The organism is Streptomyces sp. NPDC054834, assembly GCF_053611185.1.
In genome coordinates this window covers 36,361-62,596 of sequence record NZ_JBSGZV010000021.1, presented here as the reverse complement: position 1 = coordinate 62,596, position 26,236 = coordinate 36,361, and the positions used below count along the sequence as shown (strand labels likewise).

21 protein-coding genes are annotated in these 26,236 nt (G+C 70.3%); 11 read left to right on the top strand and 10 right to left on the bottom strand.

Features of this window, described 5'->3' with window-relative positions:
• Positions 1 to 32: 32 nt before the first annotated feature.
• Positions 33 to 407 carry an apotyrosinase chaperone MelC1 gene (melC1, locus tag ACWGJM_RS26435; protein WP_453414196.1) on the bottom strand — a complete coding sequence of 125 codons (375 nt, stop codon included), beginning with the start codon at positions 405 to 407 and terminating at the stop codon, positions 33 to 35.
• Positions 408 to 749: 342 nt separating this feature from the next.
• On the opposite strand from melC1, the gene ACWGJM_RS26430 reads away from it, so the two are divergent.
• The 5 genes from ACWGJM_RS26430 to ACWGJM_RS26410 all read left to right on the top strand — a co-directional run bounded on the left by ACWGJM_RS26430 (position 750) and on the right by ACWGJM_RS26410 (position 5,859).
• Positions 750 to 1,964: an FAD-dependent monooxygenase gene (locus tag ACWGJM_RS26430; RefSeq protein WP_453414195.1), complete on the top strand. Its 1,215-nt coding sequence runs from the start codon at positions 750 to 752 to the stop codon at positions 1,962 to 1,964.
• Between the two features lie 95 nt (positions 1,965 to 2,059).
• Complete coding sequence (locus ACWGJM_RS26425; protein ID WP_453414194.1) at positions 2,060 to 3,529, top strand: MFS transporter; 1,470 nt, start codon at positions 2,060 to 2,062, stop codon at positions 3,527 to 3,529.
• Complete coding sequence (locus ACWGJM_RS26420) at positions 3,526 to 4,125, top strand: TetR/AcrR family transcriptional regulator (protein ID WP_453414193.1); 600 nt, start codon at positions 3,526 to 3,528, stop codon at positions 4,123 to 4,125. The genes ACWGJM_RS26425 and ACWGJM_RS26420 overlap by 4 nt, the downstream gene beginning before the upstream one ends.
• Before the next feature lie 126 nt (positions 4,126 to 4,251).
• A complete protein-coding gene (locus tag ACWGJM_RS26415) occupies positions 4,252 to 5,235 on the top strand; it encodes an aldo/keto reductase (protein WP_453414192.1) in 984 nt (327 codons plus the stop codon).
• A gap of 198 nt (positions 5,236 to 5,433) precedes the next feature.
• Positions 5,434 to 5,859 (top strand): DUF6328 family protein, encoded by a 426-nt coding sequence (locus ACWGJM_RS26410; RefSeq protein WP_453414272.1) that lies wholly within the window; start codon positions 5,434 to 5,436, stop codon positions 5,857 to 5,859.
• On the opposite strand, the gene ACWGJM_RS26405 is transcribed toward ACWGJM_RS26410, so the two are convergent.
• The 8 genes from ACWGJM_RS26405 to ACWGJM_RS26370 form a co-directional block, all read right to left on the bottom strand.
• A complete protein-coding gene (locus ACWGJM_RS26405; RefSeq protein ID WP_453414191.1) occupies positions 5,844 to 6,497 on the bottom strand; it encodes a DUF2238 domain-containing protein in 654 nt (217 codons plus the stop codon). The genes ACWGJM_RS26410 and ACWGJM_RS26405 overlap by 16 nt on opposite strands.
• A gap of 103 nt (positions 6,498 to 6,600) precedes the next feature.
• The gene (locus ACWGJM_RS26400) at positions 6,601 to 7,032 is read right to left on the bottom strand and encodes an SsgA family sporulation/cell division regulator (RefSeq protein WP_453414190.1); all 432 of its coding nucleotides are present in this window, start codon (positions 7,030 to 7,032) and stop codon (positions 6,601 to 6,603) included.
• 115 nt (positions 7,033 to 7,147) lie between these two features.
• Positions 7,148 to 8,119 (bottom strand): LLM class F420-dependent oxidoreductase, encoded by a 972-nt coding sequence (locus tag ACWGJM_RS26395; RefSeq protein WP_453414189.1) that lies wholly within the window; start codon positions 8,117 to 8,119, stop codon positions 7,148 to 7,150.
• A 69-nt stretch (positions 8,120 to 8,188) separates the two neighbouring features.
• A complete protein-coding gene (locus tag ACWGJM_RS26390) occupies positions 8,189 to 9,838 on the bottom strand; it encodes a serine/threonine protein kinase (protein WP_453414188.1) in 1,650 nt (549 codons plus the stop codon).
• A 252-nt stretch (positions 9,839 to 10,090) separates the two neighbouring features.
• The gene (locus tag ACWGJM_RS26385) at positions 10,091 to 11,128 is read right to left on the bottom strand and encodes a polyprenyl synthetase family protein (RefSeq protein ID WP_453414187.1); all 1,038 of its coding nucleotides are present in this window, start codon (positions 11,126 to 11,128) and stop codon (positions 10,091 to 10,093) included.
• Positions 11,125 to 12,165, bottom strand: coding sequence for a tetratricopeptide repeat protein (locus ACWGJM_RS26380; protein ID WP_453414186.1), 1,041 nt, complete (start codon positions 12,163 to 12,165; stop codon positions 11,125 to 11,127). Before ACWGJM_RS26380 ends, ACWGJM_RS26385 begins: the two co-directional genes overlap by 4 nt.
• Positions 12,166 to 12,352: 187 nt before the next feature.
• Complete coding sequence (locus ACWGJM_RS26375; RefSeq protein WP_453414185.1) at positions 12,353 to 13,030, bottom strand: AIM24 family protein; 678 nt, start codon at positions 13,028 to 13,030, stop codon at positions 12,353 to 12,355.
• 56 nt (positions 13,031 to 13,086) lie between these two features.
• Positions 13,087 to 14,298: a serine hydrolase domain-containing protein gene (locus ACWGJM_RS26370; RefSeq protein WP_453414184.1), complete on the bottom strand. Its 1,212-nt coding sequence runs from the start codon at positions 14,296 to 14,298 to the stop codon at positions 13,087 to 13,089.
• A gap of 310 nt (positions 14,299 to 14,608) precedes the next feature.
• Between ACWGJM_RS26370 and ACWGJM_RS26365 the strand changes: the two genes are divergently transcribed.
• The 5 genes from ACWGJM_RS26365 to ACWGJM_RS26345 all read left to right on the top strand — a co-directional run bounded on the left by ACWGJM_RS26365 (position 14,609) and on the right by ACWGJM_RS26345 (position 23,229).
• Entirely contained in the window at positions 14,609 to 16,399 is a 1,791-nt protein-coding gene (locus ACWGJM_RS26365; RefSeq protein ID WP_453414183.1) for a M4 family metallopeptidase, read from the top strand.
• Between the two features lie 168 nt (positions 16,400 to 16,567).
• Positions 16,568 to 17,752 carry an ROK family transcriptional regulator gene (locus ACWGJM_RS26360; protein WP_453414182.1) on the top strand — a complete coding sequence of 395 codons (1,185 nt, stop codon included), beginning with the start codon at positions 16,568 to 16,570 and terminating at the stop codon, positions 17,750 to 17,752.
• A 26-nt stretch (positions 17,753 to 17,778) separates the two neighbouring features.
• Positions 17,779 to 19,578, top strand: coding sequence for an alpha-galactosidase D (locus ACWGJM_RS26355; protein ID WP_453414181.1), 1,800 nt, complete (start codon positions 17,779 to 17,781; stop codon positions 19,576 to 19,578).
• A 103-nt stretch (positions 19,579 to 19,681) separates the two neighbouring features.
• Positions 19,682 to 22,027: a glycosyl hydrolase family 95 catalytic domain-containing protein gene (locus tag ACWGJM_RS26350; RefSeq protein ID WP_453414180.1), complete on the top strand. Its 2,346-nt coding sequence runs from the start codon at positions 19,682 to 19,684 to the stop codon at positions 22,025 to 22,027.
• Entirely contained in the window at positions 22,024 to 23,229 is a 1,206-nt protein-coding gene (locus tag ACWGJM_RS26345; RefSeq protein ID WP_453414179.1) for an SGNH/GDSL hydrolase family protein, read from the top strand. The genes ACWGJM_RS26350 and ACWGJM_RS26345 overlap by 4 nt, the downstream gene beginning before the upstream one ends.
• 119 nt (positions 23,230 to 23,348) lie before the next feature.
• Here the strand turns inward: ACWGJM_RS26345 and ACWGJM_RS26340 are convergent, their stop codons facing one another.
• Positions 23,349 to 23,537, bottom strand: coding sequence for a hypothetical protein (locus tag ACWGJM_RS26340; RefSeq protein WP_453414178.1), 189 nt, complete (start codon positions 23,535 to 23,537; stop codon positions 23,349 to 23,351).
• 140 nt (positions 23,538 to 23,677) lie between these two features.
• Here ACWGJM_RS26340 and ACWGJM_RS26335 point away from each other — a divergent pair, with 140 nt between their 5' ends.
• The gene (locus ACWGJM_RS26335) at positions 23,678 to 26,236 is read left to right on the top strand and encodes a DUF6185 family protein (RefSeq protein WP_453414177.1); all 2,559 of its coding nucleotides are present in this window, start codon (positions 23,678 to 23,680) and stop codon (positions 26,234 to 26,236) included.

Here is a 26,236-nt window from a genome sequence, read left to right as displayed (position 1 = left end):
GCGCGGTGCTCCGGATGTCCTTGCTGGGGCGGTCAGTTGGCGGGGAAGGGCAGCAGCGCGGCGCCCTGTAGCTCGTCCACCGCGGCACGGGCCGCGGCGCGCGGCGTGGACACCGGGGCGTAGTGGCTGACGACGCTGATCCAGCTGCCGTCGGCGTTCTGCATCACGTGCAGTTCCACCCCGTCGACGAACACCGCGTATCCGCCGCCGTGGTCGTGGTGGTGGCCGCCGCCGCTCGCCGGGCGGCCCTGTATCCGACGGCCTCGGTAGACCTCGTCGAAGGCCTCGGGGGAGCCGTGGTGGTGCTCGGCCGCGGACGCGCCCGGCGCGTCGACGACCCGGACCCCGGCCGCGGCGGTGAGGGCGGCCGCGGCGGTGAGCGCGCGGCGTCGGGTGAGTTCCGGCATGCGGGACCTCCTGGTGCGTTCGGGTGATGACCCCGCATGCCTATCGGTCCGCCCGAGAGCGGGAGAAATCCCCCGGATCGGGTTGGCTACGATCAGGACAATTGCCAACATGCCGTACAGAGTTGAACGAAGATGATCTTGCCGTGCGAGCGGCCGCCGCGGCCCGGAGGTGAAAATTCCTCCCCCTTGCGGCGTCATTTCCAGTGATCTTTCGCGGCGGCCCTCCGTCCGAGTGGTGCGGCTCACCACCGCAAGCTGACGCGATCCGGAAGCCCGGCCGTATCATCCGGTCTTTGTTACTCTGCGGTGCCAATCGACCGATTTGAGTAACTTTCAGGGGGTGTGCGCGTGAAAGTCGCATGCGTCGGAGGCGGGCCCGCCGGCCTGTACATCGCGATCCTGCTCAAGCTCCAGAATCCGTCCCACGACATCACCGTCCACGAGCGCGATCCGGAGGGCTCGACCTACGGCTGGGGCGTGAGGTACTGGCGCGGACTGCTCGACGAACTGCACGCGCACGACCCCGTGTCGGCGCTCGCGATCGAGGAGCACTCGGTGCGCTGGCGCGACGGCGCCGCCCATGTCCGGGACCTGACGACCCGGCACCGCGGTGACGAGGGCTTCGGCATCGGCCGCCACCGGCTCCTCGAACTCCTCGCCCACCGCGCCCGCTCACTGGGCGTACGGCTGGCGTACGAGAGCGAGGTCACCGCCGTGCCCCCGGGCACCGACCTGGTCGTGGTGGCCGACGGCGAGCACAGCGCGCTGCGCGACCGCTACCGCGACCACTTCGGCACGCGCGTCACCGCCGGCCGCAACCGCTACCTCTGGCTCGGCACCACCCAGGTCTTCGACGCCTTCACCTTCGCCTTCGCCGAGACCGAGCACGGCTGGATCTGGTGCTACGGCCACGGCTACAGCGACACCCACAGCACCTGCGTCGTCGAGTGCTCCCCCGAGACCTTCACCGGCCTCGGCCTGGACCGGGCGAACGAGGCCGACGGACTGGCGCTGCTGGAGAAACTCTTCGCCGGCATCCTCGACGGCCACCCCCTGATCGGCCGCTCCGCCGCCGACGGCAGCGCCCAGTGGCTGACCTTCCGCACCCTCACCAACCGCACCTGGTACCGCCGCAACCTCGTCCTGCTCGGCGACGCCGCCCACACCACCCACTACTCCGTCGGCGCGGGCACCACCCTCGCCCTCCAGGACGCGATCTGCCTGGCGGACGTCCTGCGCGAGTACGGCAGACGCCCCGAGGCCCTCGCCGTCTACGAGCGGCAACGCCGGACGGAACTGCTGTCCGTGCAGAGCGCCGCCCGCTACAGCGCCCAGTGGTACGAGAACCTGACCCGCTACATCGACCTGCCCCCGCACCAGATGTTCGCCCTGCTCGGCCAGCGCCACTCGCCCCTGCTGCCGTACGTGCCGCCGCAGCTGTACTACAACCTCGACAAGGCGGCCGGACAGTTGGAAGTCCTGCGCCGGTTCAAGCGGTGGCTCGGACCGAGGGCCGCCCGGGCGCTGCACGCGCGTTCCTCGGCCGCCCGGGGGTAGGGGGCGCCCCGCGCAACGAGTTGGTGAATACCCATTCACTCGCTAAGGTGAATTGAAATTCACCTCGCAGTCCGCGCCGCCCCGCAGGAGCACCGATGGACCAGCCCGGCCCGATAGCCCGCCCCCTCCGGGACCGCCTCACCATCCCGGTGCTGGCCTCCGGCGGCATCCTCATGGCGGTCATGCAGACCGTCGTCGTCCCCCTGCTGCCCGACCTGCCCCGGCTGACCGGCGCGTCGGCGTCCACCGTCTCCTGGATGGTCACGGCGACCCTGCTCGCCGGCGCCGTCCTCACCCCGGTGCTCGGCCGGGCCGGCGACATGTACGGCAAGCGCCGGGTGCTGACGGCGTCCCTCGCGCTGATGACCGTCGGCTCCGTGATGTGCGCCCTGTCCTCCGACATCGGCGTCCTCATCGCCGCCCGCGCGCTCCAGGGCGCCGCCGCCTCCGTCGTACCGCTGTCGATCAGCATCCTGCGGGACGAACTGCCGCCCGAGCGGCGGGGTTCGGCCGTCGCCCTGATGAGCTCGACCGTCGGCATCGGCGCCGCTCTGGGACTGCCGCTCGCCGCGCTCGTCGTGCAGTACGCCGACTGGCACACCATGTTCTGGCTGACCAGCGCCCTCGGCGCGCTCGGCGTCGCGGCCGTGTGGTGGGCGGTGAAGGAGTCGCCGGTGCGGGAGCCGGGCCGGTTCGACGTCCTCGGCGCGCTCGGGCTGGCCGCCGGGCTGATCTGCCTGCTGCTGGGGGTGTCCCAGGGTGGGCAGTGGGGCTGGGGCAGTCCACGGATCATCGGCCTGTTCGCCGCCACCGTGGTCGTGCTGGCGCTGTGGTGGTGGCAGCAACTGCGCGCCGAACGGCCGCTGGTCGACCTGCGGCTGGTGACCCGGCCGCGCGTCGGCCTCTCCCATGTCGCCGCCCTGCTGACCGGCTTCGCCTTCTACGCCAACTCGCTGGTCACGGCGCAGCTGGTGCAGGCACCGAAGGCCACTGGCTACGGCCTTCAGCTGTCGGTCGTCGCCACCGGCCTGTGCCTGCTGCCCGGCGGTGTCACCATGCTGCTGTTCTCGCCCCTCTCCGCCCGTATCTCGGCGGCGCGCGGACCGCGGATCACACTCGCCCTGGGGGCCGCCGTCATCGCCTGCGGCTATGCCGTGCGCATCGCCGACAGCCGGGACCTGTGGATGATCATCCTGGGGGCCACGGTCGTGGCCACCGGCACCACCCTCGCCTACTCCGCGCTGCCCACCCTGATCCTGCGCGCCGTCCCCGCCGGGCAGACCGCCTCCGCCAACGGCGTGAACGTCCTGATGCGCACCATTGGCCAGGCCACCTCCAGCGCGGCCGTCGCCGCCGTCCTCGTGCACCACAGCAGCCCGGTCGGCGGAATCCCGGTGCCCACACTGCACGGCTACCTCCTGGCGTTCGCCATGGCCGGCGCCGTCGCCCTCGCGGCCTGCGCCGCGGCGCTGTCCATCCCCGGCGACGAACCCGCCGCCGGCCGCGCCCGGACCGACGCGGGCGAGGCCCGGGGCACCCGCGACGAGGCGTTGGAGGAAGCATGACCGCCGCGAGCGGCCCGTCCGGCCCCGCCGGGACCGCCCCCGCCCGCCGGGACGCCGAGTCGACCAAGGCGGCCATCCTGCGCGCCGCCCGCTATCTCCTCGCCCGGCACGCGCACGCCGACATCACGCTCAAGGCCGTCGCCGAACGCGCCGGTGTCAGCCCGCCGCTGATCGTGAAGTACTTCGGCAACAAGGACGCCCTCTTCGCCCGCGTCATGTCCTTCGAGACCGACGCCTCGGCCCTGCTGGACGCTCCCCTGGAGCGGCTCGGCCGGCACATGGTCCGGCACCTCCTGGACAGCCAGCGCGAACGCGGCGCCGACCCGCTGCTGCGCATCGCCTTCGCACCCCTGCACGGTGACCGCGGCGACGTCCTGCGCGCCAACTTCCGCACCCAGGTGACCGAACGCCTCGCCGAACGCCTCCCCGGGCCCGACGCACCCCTGCGCGCCGAGCTGGCCGTCTCCTGCCTCCTCGGGCTCGGCGTGATGTACGGCATCGCCCGCGGCTCCCATGTGCGCACCGCCGACGTCGACGACCTCACGGAACGGTACGGGGCCACGGTGCAGGCGCAGTTGACGCCGCAGACGCACTGAGGCGGCAGCCGGTCCGGGAACGCGTTGATCGTCGGTGGCGACCGGCCCATGGCCCGTCGGCGGAGATCTCGCCGACCCGGAGCGGCCCGCTCCGCGTGGCACGGCGCCGGATGAAAGACTGGCCGCATGGACGAACGCGTGATGGGCAGGTCGGGGCAGTGGGCATCGGTCGTGGGCCTCGGCACATGGCAGCTGGGCGCCGACTGGGGCGACGTGGACGACAAGGAGGCCCTCGCCGTACTGGAGGCGGCGGCCGAGGCGGGTGTGACCTTCTTCGACACCGCCGACGTGTACGGCGACGGGCGCAGCGAGCAGACCATCGCCGCCTTCCTCAGCGGCAGGCCCGACCTGCACGTGCTGGTGGCCACGAAGATGGGCCGCCGGGTCGAGCAGATCCCGCAGAACTACGTCCTGGACAACTTCCGCGCCTGGAACGACCGCTCCCGCCGCAACCTCGGCGTCGACCGCATCGACCTGGTCCAGCTGCACTGCCCGCCCACCCCGGTGTACTCCTCCGACGAGGTGTTCGACGCGCTGGACACCCTGGTGGCGGAGGAGCGGATCGCCGCGTACGGCGTGAGCGTGGAGACCTGCGCCGAGGCGCTGACCGCGATCGCCCGCCCGAACGTCGCGAGCGTCCAGATCATCCTCAACCCCTTCCGCATGAAGCCCCTGCGCGAGGTGCTCCCGGCCGCCCGGGAGGCGGGCGTCGGCATCATCGCCCGGGTGCCGCTCGCCTCCGGGCTGCTGTCCGGCAAGTACACCAAGGACACGGTCTTCGCGGCCAACGACCACCGCACCTTCAACCGGCACGGCGAGGCCTTCGATCAGGGCGAGACCTTCTCCGGCGTCGACTACGGCACCGGCGTCGAGGCGGCCGCCGAGTTCGCCGCCCTGGCCCCCGAGGCCTACACCCCGGCCCAGCTGGCCCTGCGCTGGATCGTCGAACAGCCAGGCGTCACCACGGTCATCCCCGGCGCCCGCACTCCGGAACAGGCCCGCGCCAACGCGGCCGCCGCCAAGCTCCCCGCGCCGCCGGCGCAGACCCTGACCGCGATCCGGGACCTGTACGAGCGCCGGATCAAGGACCAGGTCGAGGGCCGCTGGTGAAGCCCGCCCCGCCTCCGGGTGACCGCCCGGCGCGGTGGCGGTCGGGTCGTTGAACAGGCACGATTCCGCCGTTTCTGGGAACTCGCGATGCAGTAGGACCCGCAGTCCCGAAAGACAGGAGGAGACGTGGCGGTCACCGCAGAGGGCGACGGCCGGCGCCGGGGGCGCAACGAGACCGAGGAGGAGCGGGCCGACCGGATGTGGGGCGAGCTGATCCAGGAGGTCCGCGTCGCCCAGACCGGTGTGCAGATCCTCTTCGGCTTCCTGCTCACCGTCGTCTTCACGCCCAAGTACGCCCATCTGAGCCATACCGACCAGGTCATCTACATCATGACCGTGTGCCTGGGCTCCTGTGCCACCGGCGCCCTGATCGGCCCGGTGTCCCTGCACCGGCTGGTCGCCGGGCGCCGGGTGAAGCCGCAGGCCGTGCGGCTGGCGTCCCGGCTGACCTTCATCGGGCTGGTCCTGCTGCTGGCCACCATGACCGCCTCGCTGCTGCTGATCCTCAGGGTGGCCACGCACGACGAGTACGTGCCGTACCTGGTCGTGCCGGTCGTCGTCTGGTACCTGGTGTGCTGGTACGGCGTGCCGCTGTGGGCGAGGCGCCGTCACACCTCCCGCTGAGCCTCCAGCGCCGCCAGCTGCCGGTCGTGCACCCGGCTGAGCAGCAGCACCGACAGGGTGGCGCCGATCAGGGCGCAGAACATGTCCCACTGGGTGTCCCACACGTCGCCCTGGGTGGCGAGGAAGGCGTCCGCGCCGTGCCCGCCGATCTCGGCCGCCAGCCACTCCAGCAGCTCGAACACCGCGCTGAAGGCGAGGCAGGCGCACACGGTCAGCGGCGCCAGCCAGCGGCTGCCGCGCAGCGGTGAGGTGCGGCTGAGCAACTCTCGGACCAGCACCGCCGGCACGAAGCCCTGCATGAGGTGGCCGAACCGGTCGTACGGGTTGCGGTCCAGGCCGAAGGTGTCGCGCACCCAGTCGCCCAGGGGCACCTGCGCGTAGGTGTAGTGCCCGCCCACCGCCAGCACCAGCGCGTGCGCGGCCAGCAGCCCGCACAGCAGGCCGGTCAGCGGGAAACGCCGCCAGGTCAGCATCACCAGCGGCAGCCCGATCAGCACCCACACCGTCTCCAGGAACCAGGTCGCGCGGTCGCGCGCTCCCCAGGCGGAGAGGGCCATGCCCGCGACCACCACGGCGGCGCACAGTCCCGGAGACATCAGGCGCGGGGCGCGGCGGGGCACGGGCTGCACTGCGGTCATGGCGGGCTCCTTGTCGTGGGAGCCCTCATCGTGGCCGGTCCGCTCGGCAGGGGGCATGAGTACGGCTACTCAACCGCCTTCGCGTACGTGGCCGCCGGCGCGCTCATGCCCATCCCGTGGCGAGGATCTCGGCCAGGAAGTCGTCGACCCGGACCTCCTCCCGGCCCGGCGGCACGGCGTCCCAGGTCTCCCGCAGGAACGCGGCGACGGCGGGCGCCCAGGCGTACACCACGGCCCGGTGGCGGCCGCCGTCGGTCCGTGCGTCACCGAAGAAGTCCATCCGCAGCTCGTGCCACGGCCCGGTGGCCACCGGCCGGAACCGTACGTCTCCCATGCCGACCGGCTTGTCCAGCCCGTCGGCGATCATCTCCCGGTCCAGCCGCCACCGGGCGAGCACCCGCCCGTCGTGGGCGAACACCGCGGTGACGGCGAACGGGTCGTCGGCGTCGTACGTCAGGTGGGCGAGCACGGGACAGCGTTCCGTACCGCCCGCCTGGAGCTGTACGACGAGGGTCTTGTGCACGAAGGGAGTCACGCGAGGGCCTCCGGGACGATCGACGTAGGACCCTCTAGTACCCCTCCGGCGCGCAAGATGCTCAGTCGTTCGGGTGATTGTCCGGTGATTGCCGCGGCGCCGCCGTCGCCGGCGGTCAGCCGAGCGCGTCGCGCAGTGCCGGCAGCAGCGTCTTCGCAGACCAGTCCAGGTAGGCCGGCTGGGAATCGCCGCCGATCTGCACCAGCGCGATCTCGGTGAATCCGGCCTCGGCGTACGGCCGCACGGCCTCCACGAAGTCGTCCGGGTCGTCGCCGCACGGGATCGACGCGGCGACGTCGTCGGGCGTCACGAACTGGGTGGCCGCCTCGAAGGAGTCCGGGTGCGGCAGTTCGGCGTTGACCTTCCAGCCGCTGCCGAACCAGCGGAACTGGTCGTGGGCGCGCTTGACGGCGGCGTCCCGGTCGGGGTCGTAGCAGACCGGCAACTGGCCCACCCGCGGCTTGCCGGTCCCGCCGTGCCGGTCGAAGGCCTCGAGGAGGTTCGGCTTCGGCTCGGTGGCGATGACCAGGTCGGCGTGGTGGCCCGCGAGCTTGCAGGACTGCTCGCCGGAGACGGCGATGCCGATCTGCGGCGGCTCTGCCGGCAGGTCCCACAGCCGGGCCGACTCCACGTCGAAGTGCGTGCCGTGGTGGGTGACGTGACCGCCGCCGAAGAGCTCGCGGATGATCTCCACGGCCTCCTCGAGCTTCTCGTGCCGCACGTCCACCGGCGGCCAGCCACCGCCCACGACGTGCTCGTTGAGGTTCTCCCCGGCGCCGAGTCCGAGCCGGAAGCGGCCCTCGGACAGCAGCTGTATCGTCGCCGCCTTCTGCGCCACGATCGCCGGGTGGTAGCGGAAGGTCGGGCACGTCACGTAGGTCATCAGCGGGATGCGCGACGTGGCCTGGGCAGCGGCGCCGAGCACGCTCCACGCGTAGGAGGAGTGGCCCTGGGAGCGCAGCCACGGGAAGTAGTGGTCCGAGGTCACCGAGAAGTCGAAACCGGCCTCCTCGGCGCGGACCAGATGGTCGACGAGGTCACGCGGGCCGGCCTGCTCGGTCATCATCGTGTATCCGATTTGCACCATAAGCATCGGGTCCCCGGCTTGCCGGGCTGAAAACGGCCCGTCCGGCGACCGGGCATGTGGCACTGGGTGTCAGACCGCCGGCGGCCGGAAGGTCCGCAGGAAGGTGTTCTGCGCCTCCCGGTCGGCGGCGGTCTCCCAGTCGGCGGCCGGGGTGGTGAAGCGCAGGGAGAAGCCCTGCTGGTCGCCGACGAGGAAACCCCGGCCGAAGGTGTGCACGGCGTCGTCGCCGGTTCCGGAGACCCACTCCATGTCGGCCGCCTTGTGGCCCTGGTAGGTGGTCGCCCGGATCTCGCCGATCCGCCGGTAGCCCGCCAGCTTCTCCAGATCCGGCTCCACGTCGTCCCGCCAGATGGCGACCGGGTCCGGCCTCACGCGTTCGCCTTCACTGTAGGTGACCGCCAGGGTGGGGGAGCCTTCCCCCGTGCCGAAGGTGACGCGGTAGGCGTCGGACTGGCGTGCGGTGTCAAGCCGCTTCCAGCCGTCGGGCAGCGCGACGGAGAAGCCCTCCGGTGCGGTGTAGCGATGGTAGCCGTCGGGCAGGGCGTCGGTGGGGGTGGGCGAGGGCGAGGGGGCCGCCGAGGAACCCGAGGTCCGCGTGGCGGAGGGGGAAGGGGAGGGGGTCGACTTGTTGTCGGTGCGGTCGCTCCCGGAGGGGGAGGCGGAAGGGGCGGTGGCGGACGGCCGGCGCGAGCCGCCGGAGGCCGCGCTGTCCGTGTCCGTGTCCGTGCCGGTGCCGGGCAGCCAGTGCGTCGCGGCGAGCACGGCGACCGCGACCGTGACCACCGCCAGCGCGGTCCCGGCGACCATGGTCCGTCGGCTCCACGCCCCGCCGGGGCGCAGGGCCGCGGCGTAGGCGGCCCGCAACCGGGGCACGGGGGCGGCCTGCCGGTCCGCGTCGGGATCCTCGTTGAGCACCCGGGTGAGTGCCTCGCGGGCGACCGGCCGGGTCAGCCGCTCCCGTGAGTCCTTGCGCAGCAGGCCCTGCACGACCTGGGTCAGCGGACCGGCGCGCAGCGGGGTGCGCAGGGGCAGCCGGTCCACGCCCTTCAGGGTGGCCTCGAACCGGCCCCGGTCCCGGAACGGCGGCCGTCCCTCCACCATGGTGTAGAGGATCGCACCCAGCGCCCACAGATCGGCGGCCGGGCCGATGCGCTCGTCGCGGGCCTGCTCGGGGGAGGCGTACGCCGGTGCGGTCACCCGCGGGGCGAGGGTCGCGCCCGCCAGTCCGAAGCCCGTGACGACGACCGGGCCCCGGTCGCGCACGAACACCTGGCCGGGGCTGAGCTCGCCGTGGGTGAAGCCCTCGTCGTGCGCGGAGTCCAGCACGTCGAGCAGTTCCAGCCCGATCCGCGCCGCCCGCACATAGTTGAACGAGCCCTCCTGGGAAAGGACTTCACCCAGCGGCCGGCCACCGATCACGTCGCTGACCGTCCACAGCGTGCCGGACTCCTCGACCGCGTCGATCACCGTCGGCACCCGGCCCGGGCGGAGCACGCTCATGACCTCCGAGGTGCGCAGGATGCGCGCGCGGGTCCGGCGGGGCGCCTCCTCCGGAGAACCCGCCGGGAGCGCGATCTGCGTGACCAGCCGGGGCCGCTCCGCCTCCAGATCCTCGGCGTACCAGCAGATGCGGTTCGTCTCGCGGCCGACGACCTCGAGGAGCCGGTACCTTCCCGCGACCAGTTCTTGTGCGGAGACGTGCGCCTTGACCATGGTCATCCCTCGCTGAAACCCCTGCCTCGTCTTTCCCAGAGGTACGCGGGGCGCGACATGATGCGTTCAAAGAATCCGCAACTCCGAGGCGCTTCTTGCCTTTTATTCAAGCGGCGGGCAGCGCCCCGGGCTTGGGGAAACGGGGGATGTCCGGGCCTCGACCTGTGGGTAACCGACGGTAAAGGGACGGGTGCCGACGTCCGTCGCGGCCCGGCGGCTACGGTCGGGGCGGTCACCTTCCCGGCCGTCGACTCCGTTTCACAGGTCGCGGCGCACCAGGAAGTCCAGCAGGCGGCGCAGGTCCCCGGCGGCCCCGGTCGCCGACGGAACGCCGGCGAGTGCCGTCCGAGCCGTGGCGGTGTGCCGCCGGGCCTCGGCCAGTGCAGCGGCACGACCGCCGAGCTCCTCGATCAGCGCGGCCGCCGCGTCCGGATCCCCGCCGGAGTCGAGGAGCACGGCGAGGCGCCGGGCCGCGGGGCCGGGGCAGGAGAGCGCGGCCAGCACCGGGAACGTCTTCTTCCGCTCCCGCAGATCACCGTGCACCGGCTTGCCGGTCACCGCAGGGTCGCCCCAGATGCCCAGCACGTCGTCCACCAGCTGGAAGGCGACCCCCAGAGCCCGCCCGGCCTCGTCCAGCGCGGCGACCGTGGCCGCGGGCGCGCCGCCGAGCGTGGCACCCAGAGCCGCGGCGCAGCCCAGCAGCGCGCCCGTCTTGTGCTCGGCCATTGTCCGGTACTCCGCGGGCGAGACCCGCTCCGGCCCGGTCCACGGCCGGTCGGTGAAGAGCAGGTCGTCGGCCTGCCCGCGTACCAGGTCGGCGAGCGCGGCCGACAGCAGCCGCAGCGCCTCCGCGCCGCCCGGCTCGACGGCCAGGGTCTCGACGGCCAGCGCGAACAGCGCGTCGCCGGCCAGCACCGCGGGGCCGGTGCCGTACGCCTTCCAGACGGTGGGGCGACGCCGCCGGGTCGTATCGCCGTCCATGATGTCGTCGTGCAGCAGAGAGAAGGCGTGCACCAGTTCCACTGCGACGGCCCCGGCGATCCCGGCCCGCCCGGGCGCGCCGGCCGCCTCCGCCCCGAGCACGGCCAGCGCCTGCCGTACGCCCTTGCCGCCGGGTGCGACGGCAGGCGCGCCGCCGACCTCGCACCAGCCGAAGGTGTACGCCGCCATCTCGCCCACCCACGGATGCAGCCGCTCCACGGCCTCGGTCAGTGCGGGGCGCACCAACTCCCGGCAGCGGTCCAGGATTTCGGGCGCGGAGGGCGGTGCCTGCACCGGCGAGGGAAGCGCGCTCACCGTACGACCTCCGCCTCGGCGCCGAACTCCTCCTGCGCACGGGCCACCATCCGCTCCACGTGCCGCAGGCCGGCGCGCCGTGCCGTGCGGGCCAGGTCCGCCAGTTCGGCCGCGGTCTCGGCCCGGTCGCGGCCGAGCCCCGCGAGGGACTTGGCCAGGCCGAGACGGGCCAGCGCCTCGCCGCGCGGCTCACTCATCGCCCGGAACTCCCCGAGTGCCGTCTCGTACATCGCGCGTGCCTCGGCGTACCGGCCGGCGCGGTGGAGCACGTTGCCGCGCATCTTGTGGTTGTAGGCGAGCGCGCTGGAGAGGTTCATCGCGCGGCACGTGGTCTCCGCGTCCGAGAGCAGTGCGAGCGCCCGCTCGGTGTCGCCGTCGCGCACCGAGACGATGTCGGCGAGCCCGCGCAGCGCCCAGGCGTGTCCGCGCCGGTCGTTCGCCCGGTCGGCTATCTCCGCCGCCTCCTCGAACATGGCGTACGCCGTGTCGTAGGAGCCGGTGTTGCGGTGCATCTGCGCGATGCCCTCCAGCGCCCACACCGTGTGCCGGGCCTCACCGCGCTTGCGGGCCTCGGCGAGCAGCTGCTCGTGGAGCCGGCCGACGGCCTCGTAGTCGCCCTGGATGCGGCCCGTCTCCGCGAGCCCCGCAAGCGAGTAGCCGCGCACCACGATGTCACCGCCGAGCTCGCCGAGCTCGGCCGCGAGCCCCAGCAGCCGCCAGGCCAGCGGGAACGCGCCGCGCTGCCGGGCGAGCGTGCCGCCGCTCCACAGCGCCCAGGCCATCGCCGCCGTGTCACCGGCCTCCCGGGCCGCGCGGTAACTCGCCTTCCACGCCCGGTCGGCGTCCCGCACCTGGCCGAGCCGGCGGTGCGCCTCGGCGACCGCGAGCCCGCAGCGGGCGGCCTCGTCGCGCCGTCCGGCGCGCTCGGCGGCGCGCAGCCGCTCGGTGCCCTCGGCCAGCACGTCCACCAGCGAGGAGTTCACGGAGAGGGTGGTGAGGGAGCCCTGGTACTCAGGGGCGAATGCCTTGCCGTACATGACTGCCTTTCTATACACATTGTGTATACATATTGCGTATACGTACTGCGTATACCTGATGTGTATAGTGCTTCGGGATTTCGCCCTGGCCCCCAGGGGCCAGGGCTGTCTCGGTCTGTTGCCGATCAAGACGCCGGTACGACCGGCGGGGTTGCCTTACCGGAGCAGGTCATTCCCTCAGGCGTCGTCAGTGCTGCTCCGGCTTCTGTGGCGTCACCTCGCTCGGGCGCACCACGACGTGCCCCTCGCCCTGGAGCATCAGCTGCACGGCCTCGCCGGAACCGCCGCGCAGCATCGAGCCGATGGACTGCGAGCGGTGCAGCGAGGTCTGGAGATGGGCGGTCCAGCCCACCACCGCGTCCGTGTCGACGTACACCGGCTGCTGCGCGGAGACCGGTATGACCAGCGGGTTGCCCTCGCACATCAGGCCGAGCCGGCCCTGCCCGGTGAAGACGCTGTTGAACAGGCCGCCCCCGGCGATGCCCGAGCCCTTGACCGTCTTGATCTCGTACGCCAACGAGGCGTCGAAACACAGCACGTTGCGGCCGTTGACGGTGAACTGGTCGCCGGGCTCGACATCGACGATGAAACAGTTCTGCGCCTCGTGCGCGAACCACGCCTCACCCTGACCGCGCACCGCCATGAGGGGCAGGCCCTCACCGGTGAACGCGCGCTTGAGCATGCCGCCGACACCCTGCCCCTTGCGCTCGAACTGGAGGTTGCCGCGGTAGGCGACCATCGCGCCCTGGCGGGCGTGCATCTCGCCGTTCACGGTGTATCTGAGGCACTTGGCGTTCTCGACGGACATTCCCGGCTCGACAGCCGGCTGCACCATGTGCTGACTGGAAAAGAGATCACCCTTCATGCGCGCATGGTGTCCCGGACGAAGTCATTCCGCCAAGATCGCGGAGCGTGGGCGTATCACAACGACTCTTCCTTCCACTCGGCGTTCCACTCGACGGCCGTGGCATCCCGCCGGGCCTTCGCCTGCTTGCCGCAGAACGCCGACTCCAGGGCGCCCGCCATCGTGCCGAGCACATCCGCGTTGTTGGACGTGTTGGCGACCGCGGTGAGGCTGCGCCTGCCGTCCTTGGAGGCGAAGGCGTAGGTGTAGTAGCCCTGGACGGCGCCCGTGTGGCCGTAGACCGACACCCCGCAGGACAGGGTGCGGCGGCGGAGGCCGAGTCCGTACGCCGTGGTGCCGTCGATCGGGGTGAACCGCTCCATCTCCGCCAGCCGCGCGGCCGAGGTCAGTTTCCCGCCGAGCAGGGCGGAGTAGAAGGTGTTCAGATCGTGCGTGCTGGAGATGACGGCGCCCGCGCTCTGCGCCCAGGAGACCGTCTGCTGCGTGGCGTCGACCAGCGCGGCCCCGGCCGTGTCGGGCGTGAGGTAGCCCTTGGTGTAGCGGCCCGGGATCGTGGTGTCCGGGTGGACGTAGAAGGTGTCCTTCAGGTTCAGCGGCTTGAAGATCCGGTTCTCGTACTCGGTCCGCACGGGGTGTCCCGTCAGCTTCTCGATGAGCATCCCGGCGACGACGAAGTTGGTGTTGGAGTACGAGTAGGCGGCGCCGGGAGCGTTGGTGCGCGCCTTCTTCAGCGAGAGGTCCACCAGTTGGCGGTAGGTGAAGACCTTGTTGCGCACCGCCTCGAAGCCGGACACGCTCTTGGCGAACATGTCGTTGGCGTAGTCGTACAGGCCGCTGCGGTGACTGAGCACGTGCCGCACCGTGATCCGGTCGTCCGGCAGCAGGCCGGGCAGGTAGCGGTTGACCGGCGCGTCGAGGCTCAGCTTGTGCTCGTCGGCCAGTTGCAGCAGGACGACGGCCGAGAAGGACTTGGTGACGCTGCCGACGCGGAAGTGGTCCGCGGTGTCGATGGCCCGCAGGGTGCCGCGGTCGGCGACGCCCTGCACCTCCTTGTACACGGTGCCGTCGTCGTCGATCCGGGCCATGGCGCCGGGTGCGCCCTTGGTGACCGTCGAACGCAGCACCTCGCGCAGCCCGGCGGTGTCGGGCGTCGGCAGACCCGCCGTCCGTGACCGGGCCTGCTGGGGTGCGGCCTGCGCGGGGACCGCGAGGAGCGAGAGCGTGACCGCCCCGAGGACCAGACCTTTGCCAACCGTTGCGGTGACCATTCACTACCGTCCCCTCTGCACCTTTCGCGGTGCGAGATCTGTCACATTCAGGCGACGGAACCTACTCGCATCCCGTCAGATCTCCACAGGTGACACACAGTTGGTCATACACTGATCACTCTGCGGAGCGCATTCGTAAAGGATTGTCATAGAAGACTGCGAAAGCGATCATTCCGGCTTTACGCGGACATGACTCATCCGTAAGGGTTCCGTCGGGGGCCCGACCAGCCCTCGTGGCGCGGGCTCAACCCCGCCATTCCTCAAGGCGGTTGGCGACCCCGGCCGTCTTCGAACGAAGGAACCCCACATAGTGCGTAGACCGCACATACGCAGCGTGGCCGTCGCCATCGCGGTGGCGACCGCCGCTACGGGCTTGGCCGGGACGGCCTTCGCCGGCCCCGCCACGGGGGCGGCGCACGGCGTGTCGTCATCGGCGACGAAGACCGCCCCGGTCGTGGAGGCGGCACAGACCGCCGCGTTCGCCCATGCTTCCGCGACCGGCGTCTCGCAGGGCGACGAGCTTCACGCCCAGGACGTCATGGTCGACCCGGAGGGTGCCCGCCACGTCCGGTTCGTCCGTACTCACAATGGAATGCCGGTGCTCGGTGGTGACCTCGTCGTCCACCTGTCCCGGCAGCTCGCCTACACCGGTGTCACCCGGGCGGCCGACCAGGCGGTGAAGCCGGTTTCGCAGAAGGCCAAGCTGACGGCCCAGCAGGCCGAGCAGAAGGCCGCCGCGGCCGCCAAGGGCGACGCGGGCACCGCCGAACTCGTGGTGGACGCCCGCGACGGCGTCTCGGCCCTCGCCTACCAGGTGACGGTGACCGACAGCGGCACCTCGCGGACCGTCGTCGTCGACGCCGTCACCGGCAAGGTGCGCAGCAACACGCCCGACAGCGACGAGTTCCTGTCGCCGAAGCTGCTCGACACCCTGCGCGAGCGGGGCGAGACGATCGACCCGTCCACCGGTATCGGCTCCTCCGCCGACGCCGGCGCCGGCCTGCTCGGCTCGGGCGTCTCCGGCGCCACGCACTACCCGGCGACCGCGCACGGCACCGGCAAGACCCTCTTCGTGGGCAACGTCGGCCTGACCACCACGGCGACCTCGCGCGGCCACTACCAGCTCAAGGACCCGAGCCGGTACGGCACCGAGACCCGGGACGCCAAGGGCAAGTACACGGAGAGCTTCGGCGCGGGCACGAAGTTCACCAACACCACCAACGTGTGGGGCAACGGCAAGACCACCAGCCGTGCCAGCGCCGCCGCCGACGCCCAGTACGGCGTCACCAAGACCCTGGACTTCTACAAGAAGACCTTCAACCGCAAGGGCATCGCCAACAACAGCAAGGCCGCCCGCGCGATGGTCCACTGGGGCAGCAAGGTCGCCAACGCCTTCTGGGACCCGACCTGCAACTGCATGCTGTACGGCGACGGTGACGGCGACATGTTCAAGAAGCCGCTCGTCGTCCTCGACGTCACCGGTCACGAGCTGACCCACGGCGTGGTGGAGGCGACGGCGAAGCTCGAGCCGACCTACGTCGACGCGGACGGCAACCAGTACGGCGAGCCCGGCTCGCTGAACGAGTCGCTCGCGGACATCTTCGGCTCGAACGTGGAGTTCTACGCCAACAACGCGAAGGACACCCCGGACTACCTGGTCGGCGAGAAGCTGGGCCTCGCGCAGAAGTTCCTGCGCCGCCTGGACCACCCGTCGCTCGACAGGCTCGAGGGCACGATCGACTACTGGTCGCCGGACACGTACTACACCGAGGTGCACGCCGGTTCCGGTGTCTCCTCGCACGCCTACTACCTCCTCGCGGAGGGCAGCGGCAAGAAGAAGATCGGCAGCGTGAACTACGACTCGCCGACCTACAACGGGTCCACGGTCAAGGGCATCGGCCGTACCAAGGCCACCGCCATCTTCTACCGTGCGCTGACCCGCTACATGGTCTCCACCACCGACTTCCACGACGCGCGTGTCGCGACGCTGAAGGCGGCCAAGGACCTGTACGGCGCCAGCAGCACCGAGTACAAGACGGTGGACAAGGCGTGGGCCGCGGTCAACGTCACCGCCGCCAACACGCCGGCCGCCCGCCACTGAGGCGGACGGACCACGGTCGACACGAGTGCCCCGCGCCCCGGCGCGGGGCACTCGCGTGTCCGCCGCCGCTGTCCGCCGCCCCTTCTGCCGCTTTCTCCTCAACGGGCTTTCCACTGACTCCTGTTTCTTTTATTGACAGCGGAAAATAATGGCCCTAGGTTCCCGGCCATGCCCATGACCTCCCGCACCGAGACGTTCCCGGCGCACACGCCGGCCGTCTCGCAGGTCTTCACCACGTTGCTGTCCCACGGCCCCCTCACCCGGCTGGAGGCGGCCCGGCGGGCCGGGCTGTCGGCGGCGGCCGTCACCAAGGCCGTCCGGCCCCTGCTCGAGGCCGGATACCTGGTGGAGGACGCCTGCCAGGAGGCCCGCCCCGCCCTCGGGCGCCCCGCGAACCCGGTGCGCGTCGACGGGGAACGGGCGCTGTTCATCGGCGTCAAGGTGACCGGCGACGAGGCCATCGGCGTGCTGACGGATCTGTGCTGCCGGATCCGCCTCGCCCGGCGCGTCCCGCTGGCGGACCGGGAGACCGGGGCGGTGCTGTCCTCGGTGGCGGAGCTGACGCACGAACTGCGGGCGGGGGCCGACGACTTGGGACTGCCCGTCCTGGGTCTCGGTGTCGCAGTCTCGGGGGACGTCGACCGCGCCGAGGGCGTCGTGCGCTACTCGCCCTTCCTGGAGTGGCGGGACGTGCCGCTGGCCGAACTCGCCGCTGTCACCTGCGGGTTACCGGTCATCGTCGACAACGACGTCCGGGCCCTGACCGTCGCCGAGCAGTGGTTCGGGGCCGGCGTGGGGCTGTCGGACTTCGCGGTGGTGACCGTGGGCGCGGGCATCGGCTGCGGTCTCGTGGTGCACGGGCAGGTGGTCGCCGGTGCGCACGGCGTGGCCGGGGAGATCGGTCATGTGGCCATCGATCCGGCCGGACCGCCCTGCCACTGCGGCAGCCGCGGATGCGTGGAGGCGATCGCCTCGGAGGCGGCGATCGTGGCCCGCGTCCGGGAGGTGACGGGCCGCCCGGTCACCTGCGGCGCCGACGCGGTGGCCCTCGCCCACCAGGACGTCGCCGGTGTCCGCGCGGTGTACGCCACGGCGGGTGAGGCCATCGGCCGTGGCATCGCGACCGTGGCCAATCTGCTCGGCCCCGAACGAGTGATCATCTCCGGTGAGGGGCTGGCCGCCTACGACCTCTTCGCCGAGCACATCCGTGACGCGTTCACCGCGGCCGCCTTCGGCTCGGCCGCGCAGTGCGACGTACAGACCCGCCCGCTCCCCTTCGAGGAGTGGGCCCGCGGGGCCGCGGCCGCCGCGATCCAGTCGTTCATCGCCCCCGACCCACGACCGAGCCGCTGATCCGACATCCCCTGGAGGTACGACCCATGCGGTCATCCTCGTACTCCGTCATGCCCGCACGCGCCCTGAGAGCCACAGTGGTCCTGGCCCTCGCCGTCGGCGCCGTCACCGTCGCCCCCGCGGCGCACGCCGGGACCGCCGCGCCGGCCCCCGCCGTCAAGCCCTACATGGGCTGGTCGAGTTGGAGCATGCAGTCGTCCAAGTACCCCGGCCTCAACCCGGACGGCGACTACAGCTATCTGACCGAGGCCAACGTCACGAAGCAGACCGACGCCCTCGCCGCCAAGCTGAAGAAGTACGGCTACGAGTACGTCAACATCGACGCCGGCTGGTGGCGCGACAACAGCTGGAAACCCGAGTTCGACCAGTACGGCCGGCAGAAGGCCGACCCGAAGCGCTTCCCCAGCGGCATGAAAGCCGTCGCCGACCGCATCCACGCCAAGGGTCTCAAGGCCGGCATCTATCTGCCCGCCGGCCTGGAGAAGGAGGCGTACGGCGACGGAAAGACGCCGATCCGGAACGCCGACGGCTGCACCACCTCCGACATCGTCTACGGCGACCTGCGCACCACCAACGGCTGGGACAGCTCCTACAAGCTCGACTTCTCCCGCCCCTGCGCACAGAAATACATAGACTCCCAGGCCCAGTTGATCGCCGACTGGGGCTACGACTTCCTCAAGCTGGACGGCGTCGGGCCCGGCTCCGGCAAGAGCGGCGACCAGTACGACAACGTTGCCGACGTGGCCGCCTGGAACAAGGCCATCGCCGCCGCCGGCCGCCCCGTCCACCTCGAGCTGTCCTGGTCCCTGGACATCGGACACGCCGACGACTGGAAGAAGTACGCGAACGGCTGGCGCATCGACACCGACGTCGAGTGCTACTGCAACACCCTCGTCAGCTGGGAGAACTCCGTCGACGACCGCTGGGACGACGCCCCCGGCTGGACGAAGCACGCCGGTCCCGGCGGCTGGAACGACCTCGACTCCCTGGACGTCGGCAACGGCGCCATGGACGGCCTGACCAAGGCTGAGCGGCAGAGCTACGCCACCCTGTGGGCCATCGCCAAGTCCCCCCTCTACACCGGCGACGACCTCACCCGCCTGGACGACTACGGCCTGAAGCTCCTGACCAACCGCGAGGTCATCGCCGTCGACCAGGCCGACGCACCGCCGGCCCGGCCGGTCACCCCCTCCGACGCCCAGCAGGTGTGGGCCGCGAAGAACCCCGACGGCACCTACACGGTCGCCCTGTTCAACCTGGCGGATTCGCCCGCGGCGGTGACGGCCGACTGGACGGCGCTGGGCTTCACCGGGAAGGCCTCGGTTCGTGACCTCTGGAACCACGAGGACCTCGGCAGCTTCCAGAACAAGATCACCGAGGCGCTGCCCGCGCACGGCTCGCGTCTGTTCACCGTGACCCCGAAGGGGAGTGCGCTGACCTCGACCGGCTATGAGGCCGAGGCGAGCACCAACACCCTGAGCGGCAACGCCACCGTCGCCGGCTGCGACGCCTGTTCCGGTCGGAAGAAGGTCGGGAACCTCTACCTCGGCGGCAAGCTGACCTTCAACGACGTCGTCGTCGACAAGGCGGGCACGTACCTGGTCAAGGTCGCCTACCTCAGCGGTGACGCGCGGTCGGCCACGGTGTCCGCGGGCTCCGGGGGCGGTACGAGCCACAAGTTCCCGTCGACCGGTGACTGGGGGACGGTTTCGACGGTGAGTGTGCCGGTGACTCTGAAGGCCGGTGCGAACAGGATCACCTTCGACAGCGGCTCCTGGTACGCGCCGGACGTCGATCGCATCGACGTTCCCAAGTCTCCTCGCTGAACACTCCGTTGGGCTAGGCCGTAGGGGAACTACGGGCCCGCTGTGGCTGGTCGCGCAGTTCCCCGCGCCCCTGACGGGGCGCGTTTCACCGAAGGATCACGCTATGGACAACCACCACAGCAGACGAGGCTTTCTCGCTCTCGCCGCCGCCACCGGAGCCCTCGCCGGGCTTCCCTCCTTCACCGCGAGTGCCGCCCCGCTGCGGTCCTCCGAGCCGCTCACCGCCTCTCGTCACCAGCTCTGGTGGCAGGCGCCCGCCGACGACGGCTCGATGATCGAGCAGGGCCTGCCCGTCGGCAACGGCCGACTGGGCGCCCTCGCGAGCAACGACTCCGGTCGTGAACTTCTCCTGGTCACCGACGCCACCCTGTGGACCGGCGGGCTCAACGACACCCTCGACTCCGACGGCCAGTTCCCCTACGGCCGCGCCGACTTCGGCTCCCTCACCCTGCTCGCCCGGCTCACCGTCGAGATCCCCGACCACGACCTGGGCGCCGTCTCCGGCTACCGCCGTGCCCTCGACCTCGACAACGGCGTGGTGACGACGTCGTACGTCCGCTCCGGGGTGACCTACCGGCGGCAGGTGTTCGCCAGCCGTCCCGACGACGTGATCGTCCTGCACTTCGGCCAGGACGGCGGCGGGCGCTACACCGGGACCATCACCCTCGAAGGCACGCACGGGGAGACCGGCGGCAAGGCCGACTCGTTCGCCGGGTCCTTCGCCAACGGGCTGAAGTACGGGGCCGCCATCCGCGCCTACGGCAGCGGCGGCAGCGTGCGCGTGAGCGGCTCGCACATCACCTTCACCGACTGCCGGGAACTGACCGTAGTCCTGAGCGGCGGCACCAACTACGCGCCCGACGCCGCCGCCCACTACCGCGACCCGTCGCTCGATCCGCTGGCGCTGGCCCGCACCAAGGCCAAGGCGGCCGCCCGGCATTCGGCGGACTCGCTGCTGCGCACCCACGCGGCCGACCACCGGGCGCTGTTCGGGCGGTTCGACCTGTCACTCGGCACCTCGACGGCACAGCAGCGCGAGCTGGACACCTGGGAGCGGATCCAGGCCCGCTTCGACACCGGAAATCCCGACCCCGAACTCGAGGCCGCCTACGCGCAGTTCGGCCGGTATCTGATGATCGCCGGGTCGCGTGACAGTCTGCCGATGGGCCTCCAAGGGGTCTGGCTGGACGGCAACGACCCGGACTGGATGGGCGACTACCACACCGACATCAACATCCAGATGAACTACTGGATGGCAGACCGGCTGGGCCTGTCCCAGTGCTTCGACGCCTTCACCGACTACTGCGTCGACCAGCTCCCGTCCTGGACCGACCTCACCCACCGGCTGTTCCAGGACCCCCGCAACCGATACCGCAACTCCACCGGGAAGGTCGCCGGCTGGACCGTCGCGTTCTCCACGAACCCCTATGGCGGACTCGGCTGGTGGTGGCACCCCACCGGCAATGCCTGGCTGTGCAACAGCCTCTGGGATCACTACGAGTTCACGCACTCCCGCACGCACCTGGAGAAGATCTACCCCCTCCTCAAGGGCGCCTGCCAGTTCTGGGAGGCGCGGCTGCTCACGACCACCCTGGACAACGGGAAGGAGGTGCTGATCGCGGACCATGACTGGTCGCCGGAGCACGGACCGCAGGACGCCAAGGGCAACACCTATGCCCAGGAACAGGTGTGGACCCTGTTCGGGAACTTCCGGACCGCGGCCGCCGAGCTGAACAGGGACGCCGGATACGCGGGCACCATCGGCGGGCTCCGCGAGCGCCTCTACCTTCCGGTGGTGAGCCCCAAGACCGGCTGGCTGGAGGAATGGATGTCCCCGGACAACCTCGGCGAGACCACCCACCGCCATCTCTCGCCGCTGATCAACCTCTTCCCCGGCGACCGTATCCGCCCCGACGGCTCCACCCCCGCCGACATCGTCAAGGGCGCCACCGCCCTGCTCACCGCCCGCGGGATGAACAGCTTCGGCTGGGCCAACGCCTGGCGCGCCCTGTGCTGGGCCCGGCTGAAGGAGGCCGACAAGGCCTACCAACTGGTCGTCACCAACCTGCGCCCCTCCACCGACGGCGGCAACGGCACGGCACCGAACCTCTTCGACATCTACGAGGTCGAGCGGGGCCGTGGCATCTTCCAGATCGACGCGAATATGGGTACTCCGACAGCGATGACCGAAATGCTGCTGTACTCCCGCCCCGGCCGGCTGGAGCTGCTGCCGGCCCTTCCGGACGCCTGGGCCGCGTCCGGGGCGCTCACCGGGGCGGGGGCGCGGGGCGGCTTCGTGGTCGACCTGCGCTGGAAGGACGGCAAGCCGACCGAGGCCCGGATCCGGAGCGTCGGAGGCCGGAAGACCGAGGTGGCGTACGGCAGCACATCCCGGACGGTCACCCTGCGCCCCGGCGAGTCCGTCACGCTGAAGGACTTCGCCCGATGACCCGCCGCGGCACGCGGATCTGCCGCCTCGCGGCGGTCCTGCTGACCGTCCTCGCCTGCCAGACGGTGCCCGCCCGGGCGGCGTCGGGCATCCCGCGCGGCGTCGTCACCTGGGCGGCGAGCGGCGACCGGCTGGGTGACGGCGTCGCCGACCGCTCCTACCGGCTGGTCGTGCACACCAGCGCCGCCGGGAGCGGTCTGCGGGTCCGTCTCTCCAACGCCTTCGGTGACCGGCCGCTGACCCTCGACAGCGTCTACGCGGGAATCCAGGACCAGGGCGCCGCGCTGCGGCGGGGCAGCAACCGGCGGCTCACCTTCGACGGTGCCCGCACGGTCACCGTGCCGGCGGGGGCCACCGTCTGGAGCGATCCGCTGTCCGGCGGCCTGCCCGCCGCGACCGACCTGGTGGTGAGCCTGCACAGCGCGGACGCGGCGGGCCCCGCCACCGGTCACGGCATGGCCATGCAGACGTCGTACATCACCCAGGGCGACCACACCGGCGAGGAGAGCGCCGCCCACTGGAGCGCCGCGACCGGCTCCTGGTTCTACCTCGACGCCGTCTCCGTACGGCCGCCGGACGCGGCTACCGGCGCCGTTGTCGCCCTCGGTGACTCCATCACCGACGGCTGGCAGTCCACCACCGACCTCGACCGCCGCTGGCCCGACTACCTCGCCCGGCGCCTCCGCACGGCCGGCAGCCCGCTCCAGGGGGTGGCCAACGAGGGGATCTCCGGCAACATGGTCCTGGCCGACGGCGCCGGACAGAGTGCCCGGCACCGGCTGGACCGGGACGTCCTGTCCCAGCCCGGGGCGCGCACCGTCTTCCTCTTCGAGGGCGTCAACGACATCAAGGCCCACACGGGCGTCACCGCCCAGGACCTGGTCGCCGGGTACCGCGAGATCGCCGACCGGGCGCACGCGGCCGGAAAGTGCGTGGTCGGGGCGACCGTCGGCCCGTTCAAGGGCTGGTCGGAATGGGACCCGGCGGCGGAGGCCGTACGGCAGGAAGTGAACGAATTCGTCCGCACCAGCGGGGAGTTCGACGCGGTCACCGACTTCGACCATGTCCTGCGCAGCCCCTACGACCCCGAGCGCATGCTGCCGTTCCTCGACGGCGGCGACCACCTGCACCCCAACGACAAGGGCATGCAGGCGATGGCCGACGCCGTCGATCTGGAGACCCTCGACTGCGCACCCAGCTAGATCCTGCCCCTTGTTGCGACCCGCCACTGGGAAACTTAGTGTGATCGTGAAGATGCTGTGAGTAACTACGGAGGTGGATCATGACTATCCCGGGTGTGAACTCGAGGTCCGGTCTCCCGTCATTCGAGGAGGCCGAACCCCTCGGGCCGCAGGACGCGGCATTCGTTCGCGATCTGGTCGCCGTCCTGGAAAAGCACGGCAACATTGAGCGTTTCGGCCTGTGTCTGCTGCATGACCACTTCCCTCTGGCTGCGGACGAGGTCCTGGTCGAAACAACCGATCCGGAGGCTCGCACTCTTCGTGTTCACGTGGAGAGTGCGAGCCGAACAGGACACAGGAAGCCCTCCCAGTGGCGCTTCCTCCCCAGTGTCCGTCGTTCCCGTCGCGTAGGGCTCACCAATGATCCCTGTCCTTACGAGGTCGTACAACAGTGCGATCCCTCCAGTGGATGCCCGCCTCGCAAATGAGTTCCCTGGCATGGCGATGGCTCGCACTCGTCATCGCGACGCTCGGGTGCTGTGCGGCTCAGCCAGCGCAGGCGCACGCCGCCGATGGGGTTCATTGCCCGGGTCAGAACCCCAAGATGGCTCATATCACCTCGCGTCTCACCTTCAGGGACATAGGGCATTACCATGCTGTCGAGGTGCAACAGGCGACGACCATCGAGATGCCGGAACATCAGTGGCGACTCGAAAACGCCCTGACGCTCGGTGTGAACACCCCTGAATACAGGAATGCCGTGTACTGCCTGCTGCATAGGGGCGGTGAATCTTGGAAGAGTTTCAGCGAGTGGTATCCGGACTGGCCATCCAAAACTTCTCGGGTGACCAAGTATAAAAAGGGCCGGGATGTTCTGGTCAAGGTGGAATACGATTCATGGAATTTGATCCATGGTTCGGGCGAATTCGAAGTCGGTCCATGGACCGTCAGCGCCGTGCCAAAAAAGGACTGGACAGTCACACTGCACCGGCCGAGCGCCCTGAGTAAAGAATTTTGGCGCGAAGCCACGGTCGTTCCGGGTGGTCTGAAAATCAGCTACGCCCCCGAGGAGGCGATCGCGAAGGAAGACGACAGCAGGGCATGGAGCGGACGGGGCCCGGACAATGAAGTCAGACTGGTTCCGCCAGCTGATGTTTCCCCGGCGCCGAGTCGAAGCGTCATCTTCGGATCTCTCGGCATCGTCTCCTGGTGGGTCTGCGCATCGGTTGTGATCGCGCTGTCAGCATGGCCATTCATCAAAAGCCCCGACCCGCAGATGGCGACTGCCAGGGCTGTTGCCTTCGCTGTTGTGCAGTGGGCCGTGGTGAGTGCAGCTCTCGGCGTGACGTTGCTGGTGCCGTCCTCCCCTCTCTCCTCCACCCTGAATCAATGGCGCGCCCTCGTCGCATCGAGCCTGGCCCTCATCGTCCTCGCGCAACTGGAGAGGCCCGGCAGGATGAAGAGGCGAGATGTGGCCGTCGTCTGCGTCGCGACCGCTGTGACCGGCTTGGCGCTGGTCATGGCGCCGCGTCTCTTCTCGGTCACGCAGAATCCCACACGGAACTCATCGCCTCCGCTCTACCGAATTGCCGAGATGGCCTTCATCGATGTTTCGATGCTCTGGTTGTGGCTGGCCGCGATGTTCGCATGGTCCTGGCGTTTTGCGAGGGAAGGTAGATCGGGCGTGTTTTCGACGTCGGGCGATTCTGGACTACCCGGATCGCCGATCGGGAAAAAAGGAGAGCGCCCCGCCCGCCGCTTCCTCGCGATCGCAGTCCTGCTCGTCGGGGTCGCAGTCGCGGTGGTGGCCTGCCGTGTGCTGTCTTTTGAACGCAGGTGGAGACGTGCAGAGAATTCAGGCGTGCTTTTCGGTGCGGCCCATAGAAGTGCCCTGTATCAGCAATTCATAGAATTCGTGTCCAGTGGCCCCAAGTGGGCGTACGCCTACTCGTGGGTGCTGACGGGAATCGCGCTCGTAGCGCTTCTCCGCAGCAGCTCTCGAGCCAAAGCGGAACCCTCCCTCGGACCGGAGAGGCGGAATCTGCTCCTCGTGACCTCCGTCTTCGCTATCGTCGTGGCGTTGCGGGGTGTAATGTTGGCCGGAAATGCTGCGAATTTCTACGGCCTTTGGCTTCCTCTGAACATGGTCTCCGTATACGCCCTGGTGAAGGTAGGGGGGCGATGGTCGGTGCTGGGTCGTGTAGAGCGGAATGCGAAGAATGCAAATTGCGTAGCAGCGGAGTTGAGTACCCCGACCGGGCACCAGCGGCTGATGGAGGACGCCCGCCGCTGCCGCGACCTGCTCCACCGCCTGCAACTCGTGGATCAGGGGCATGCTGAGGGCGCCACGAGAAGAATCCTGGAGAACAAGCTTCACGCACTGCACCACTGGCGGCCCAGAGGGTGTCGCTACGACTGCCTACCGGACCCCGTATCCGTGGTGGACGTCGCTCTCAGCTGGGGCCCATGCCAGCACTGGTGGGACAACGCCCTCAAAGCCGCGCGCTGGGCCTCCCTCTTCGGAATTCTCCCAAGTATGGTCACCGCCTGGTACGAGAACGCTTACGGCAAAAAGCATTGGGTGTTCACGTTGGACCGGCCGACGGGTATTCCCGACACGGTGGGGAAGTTCCTGACACAGGAAATCTCCTTCGCCGGCGCGGGACTGGTCCTCGGCGCGCTGTGGCGGGTGCTGCCCGGAGAGCACGGCCCGGTGCGCGCTCTCACCCTGTTCTTCGCCTGGCTGGCCCCCGTCGGACTGCTTGCCTTGTATCAGGTGGGCAAGCACACCACGGAACTGGGCCTGACTCTCTTGAATATCGTCCTGATGCTCATGGTGCTGACACTGACAAGCATGTGGATCGACACCGATACGTTCAGTCATGAACGGCACTACTGGACAAGACGCCTCAAACTGCTGGCATCGATCTACCAGGTGCACGGCCTCTCCGGCCAGATGGCCTACCTGCTCGCCCAGGCGGCTGCCGCGGTGGGCATCTGGCAAGCGGTCATCCACGCATCGAAGTGA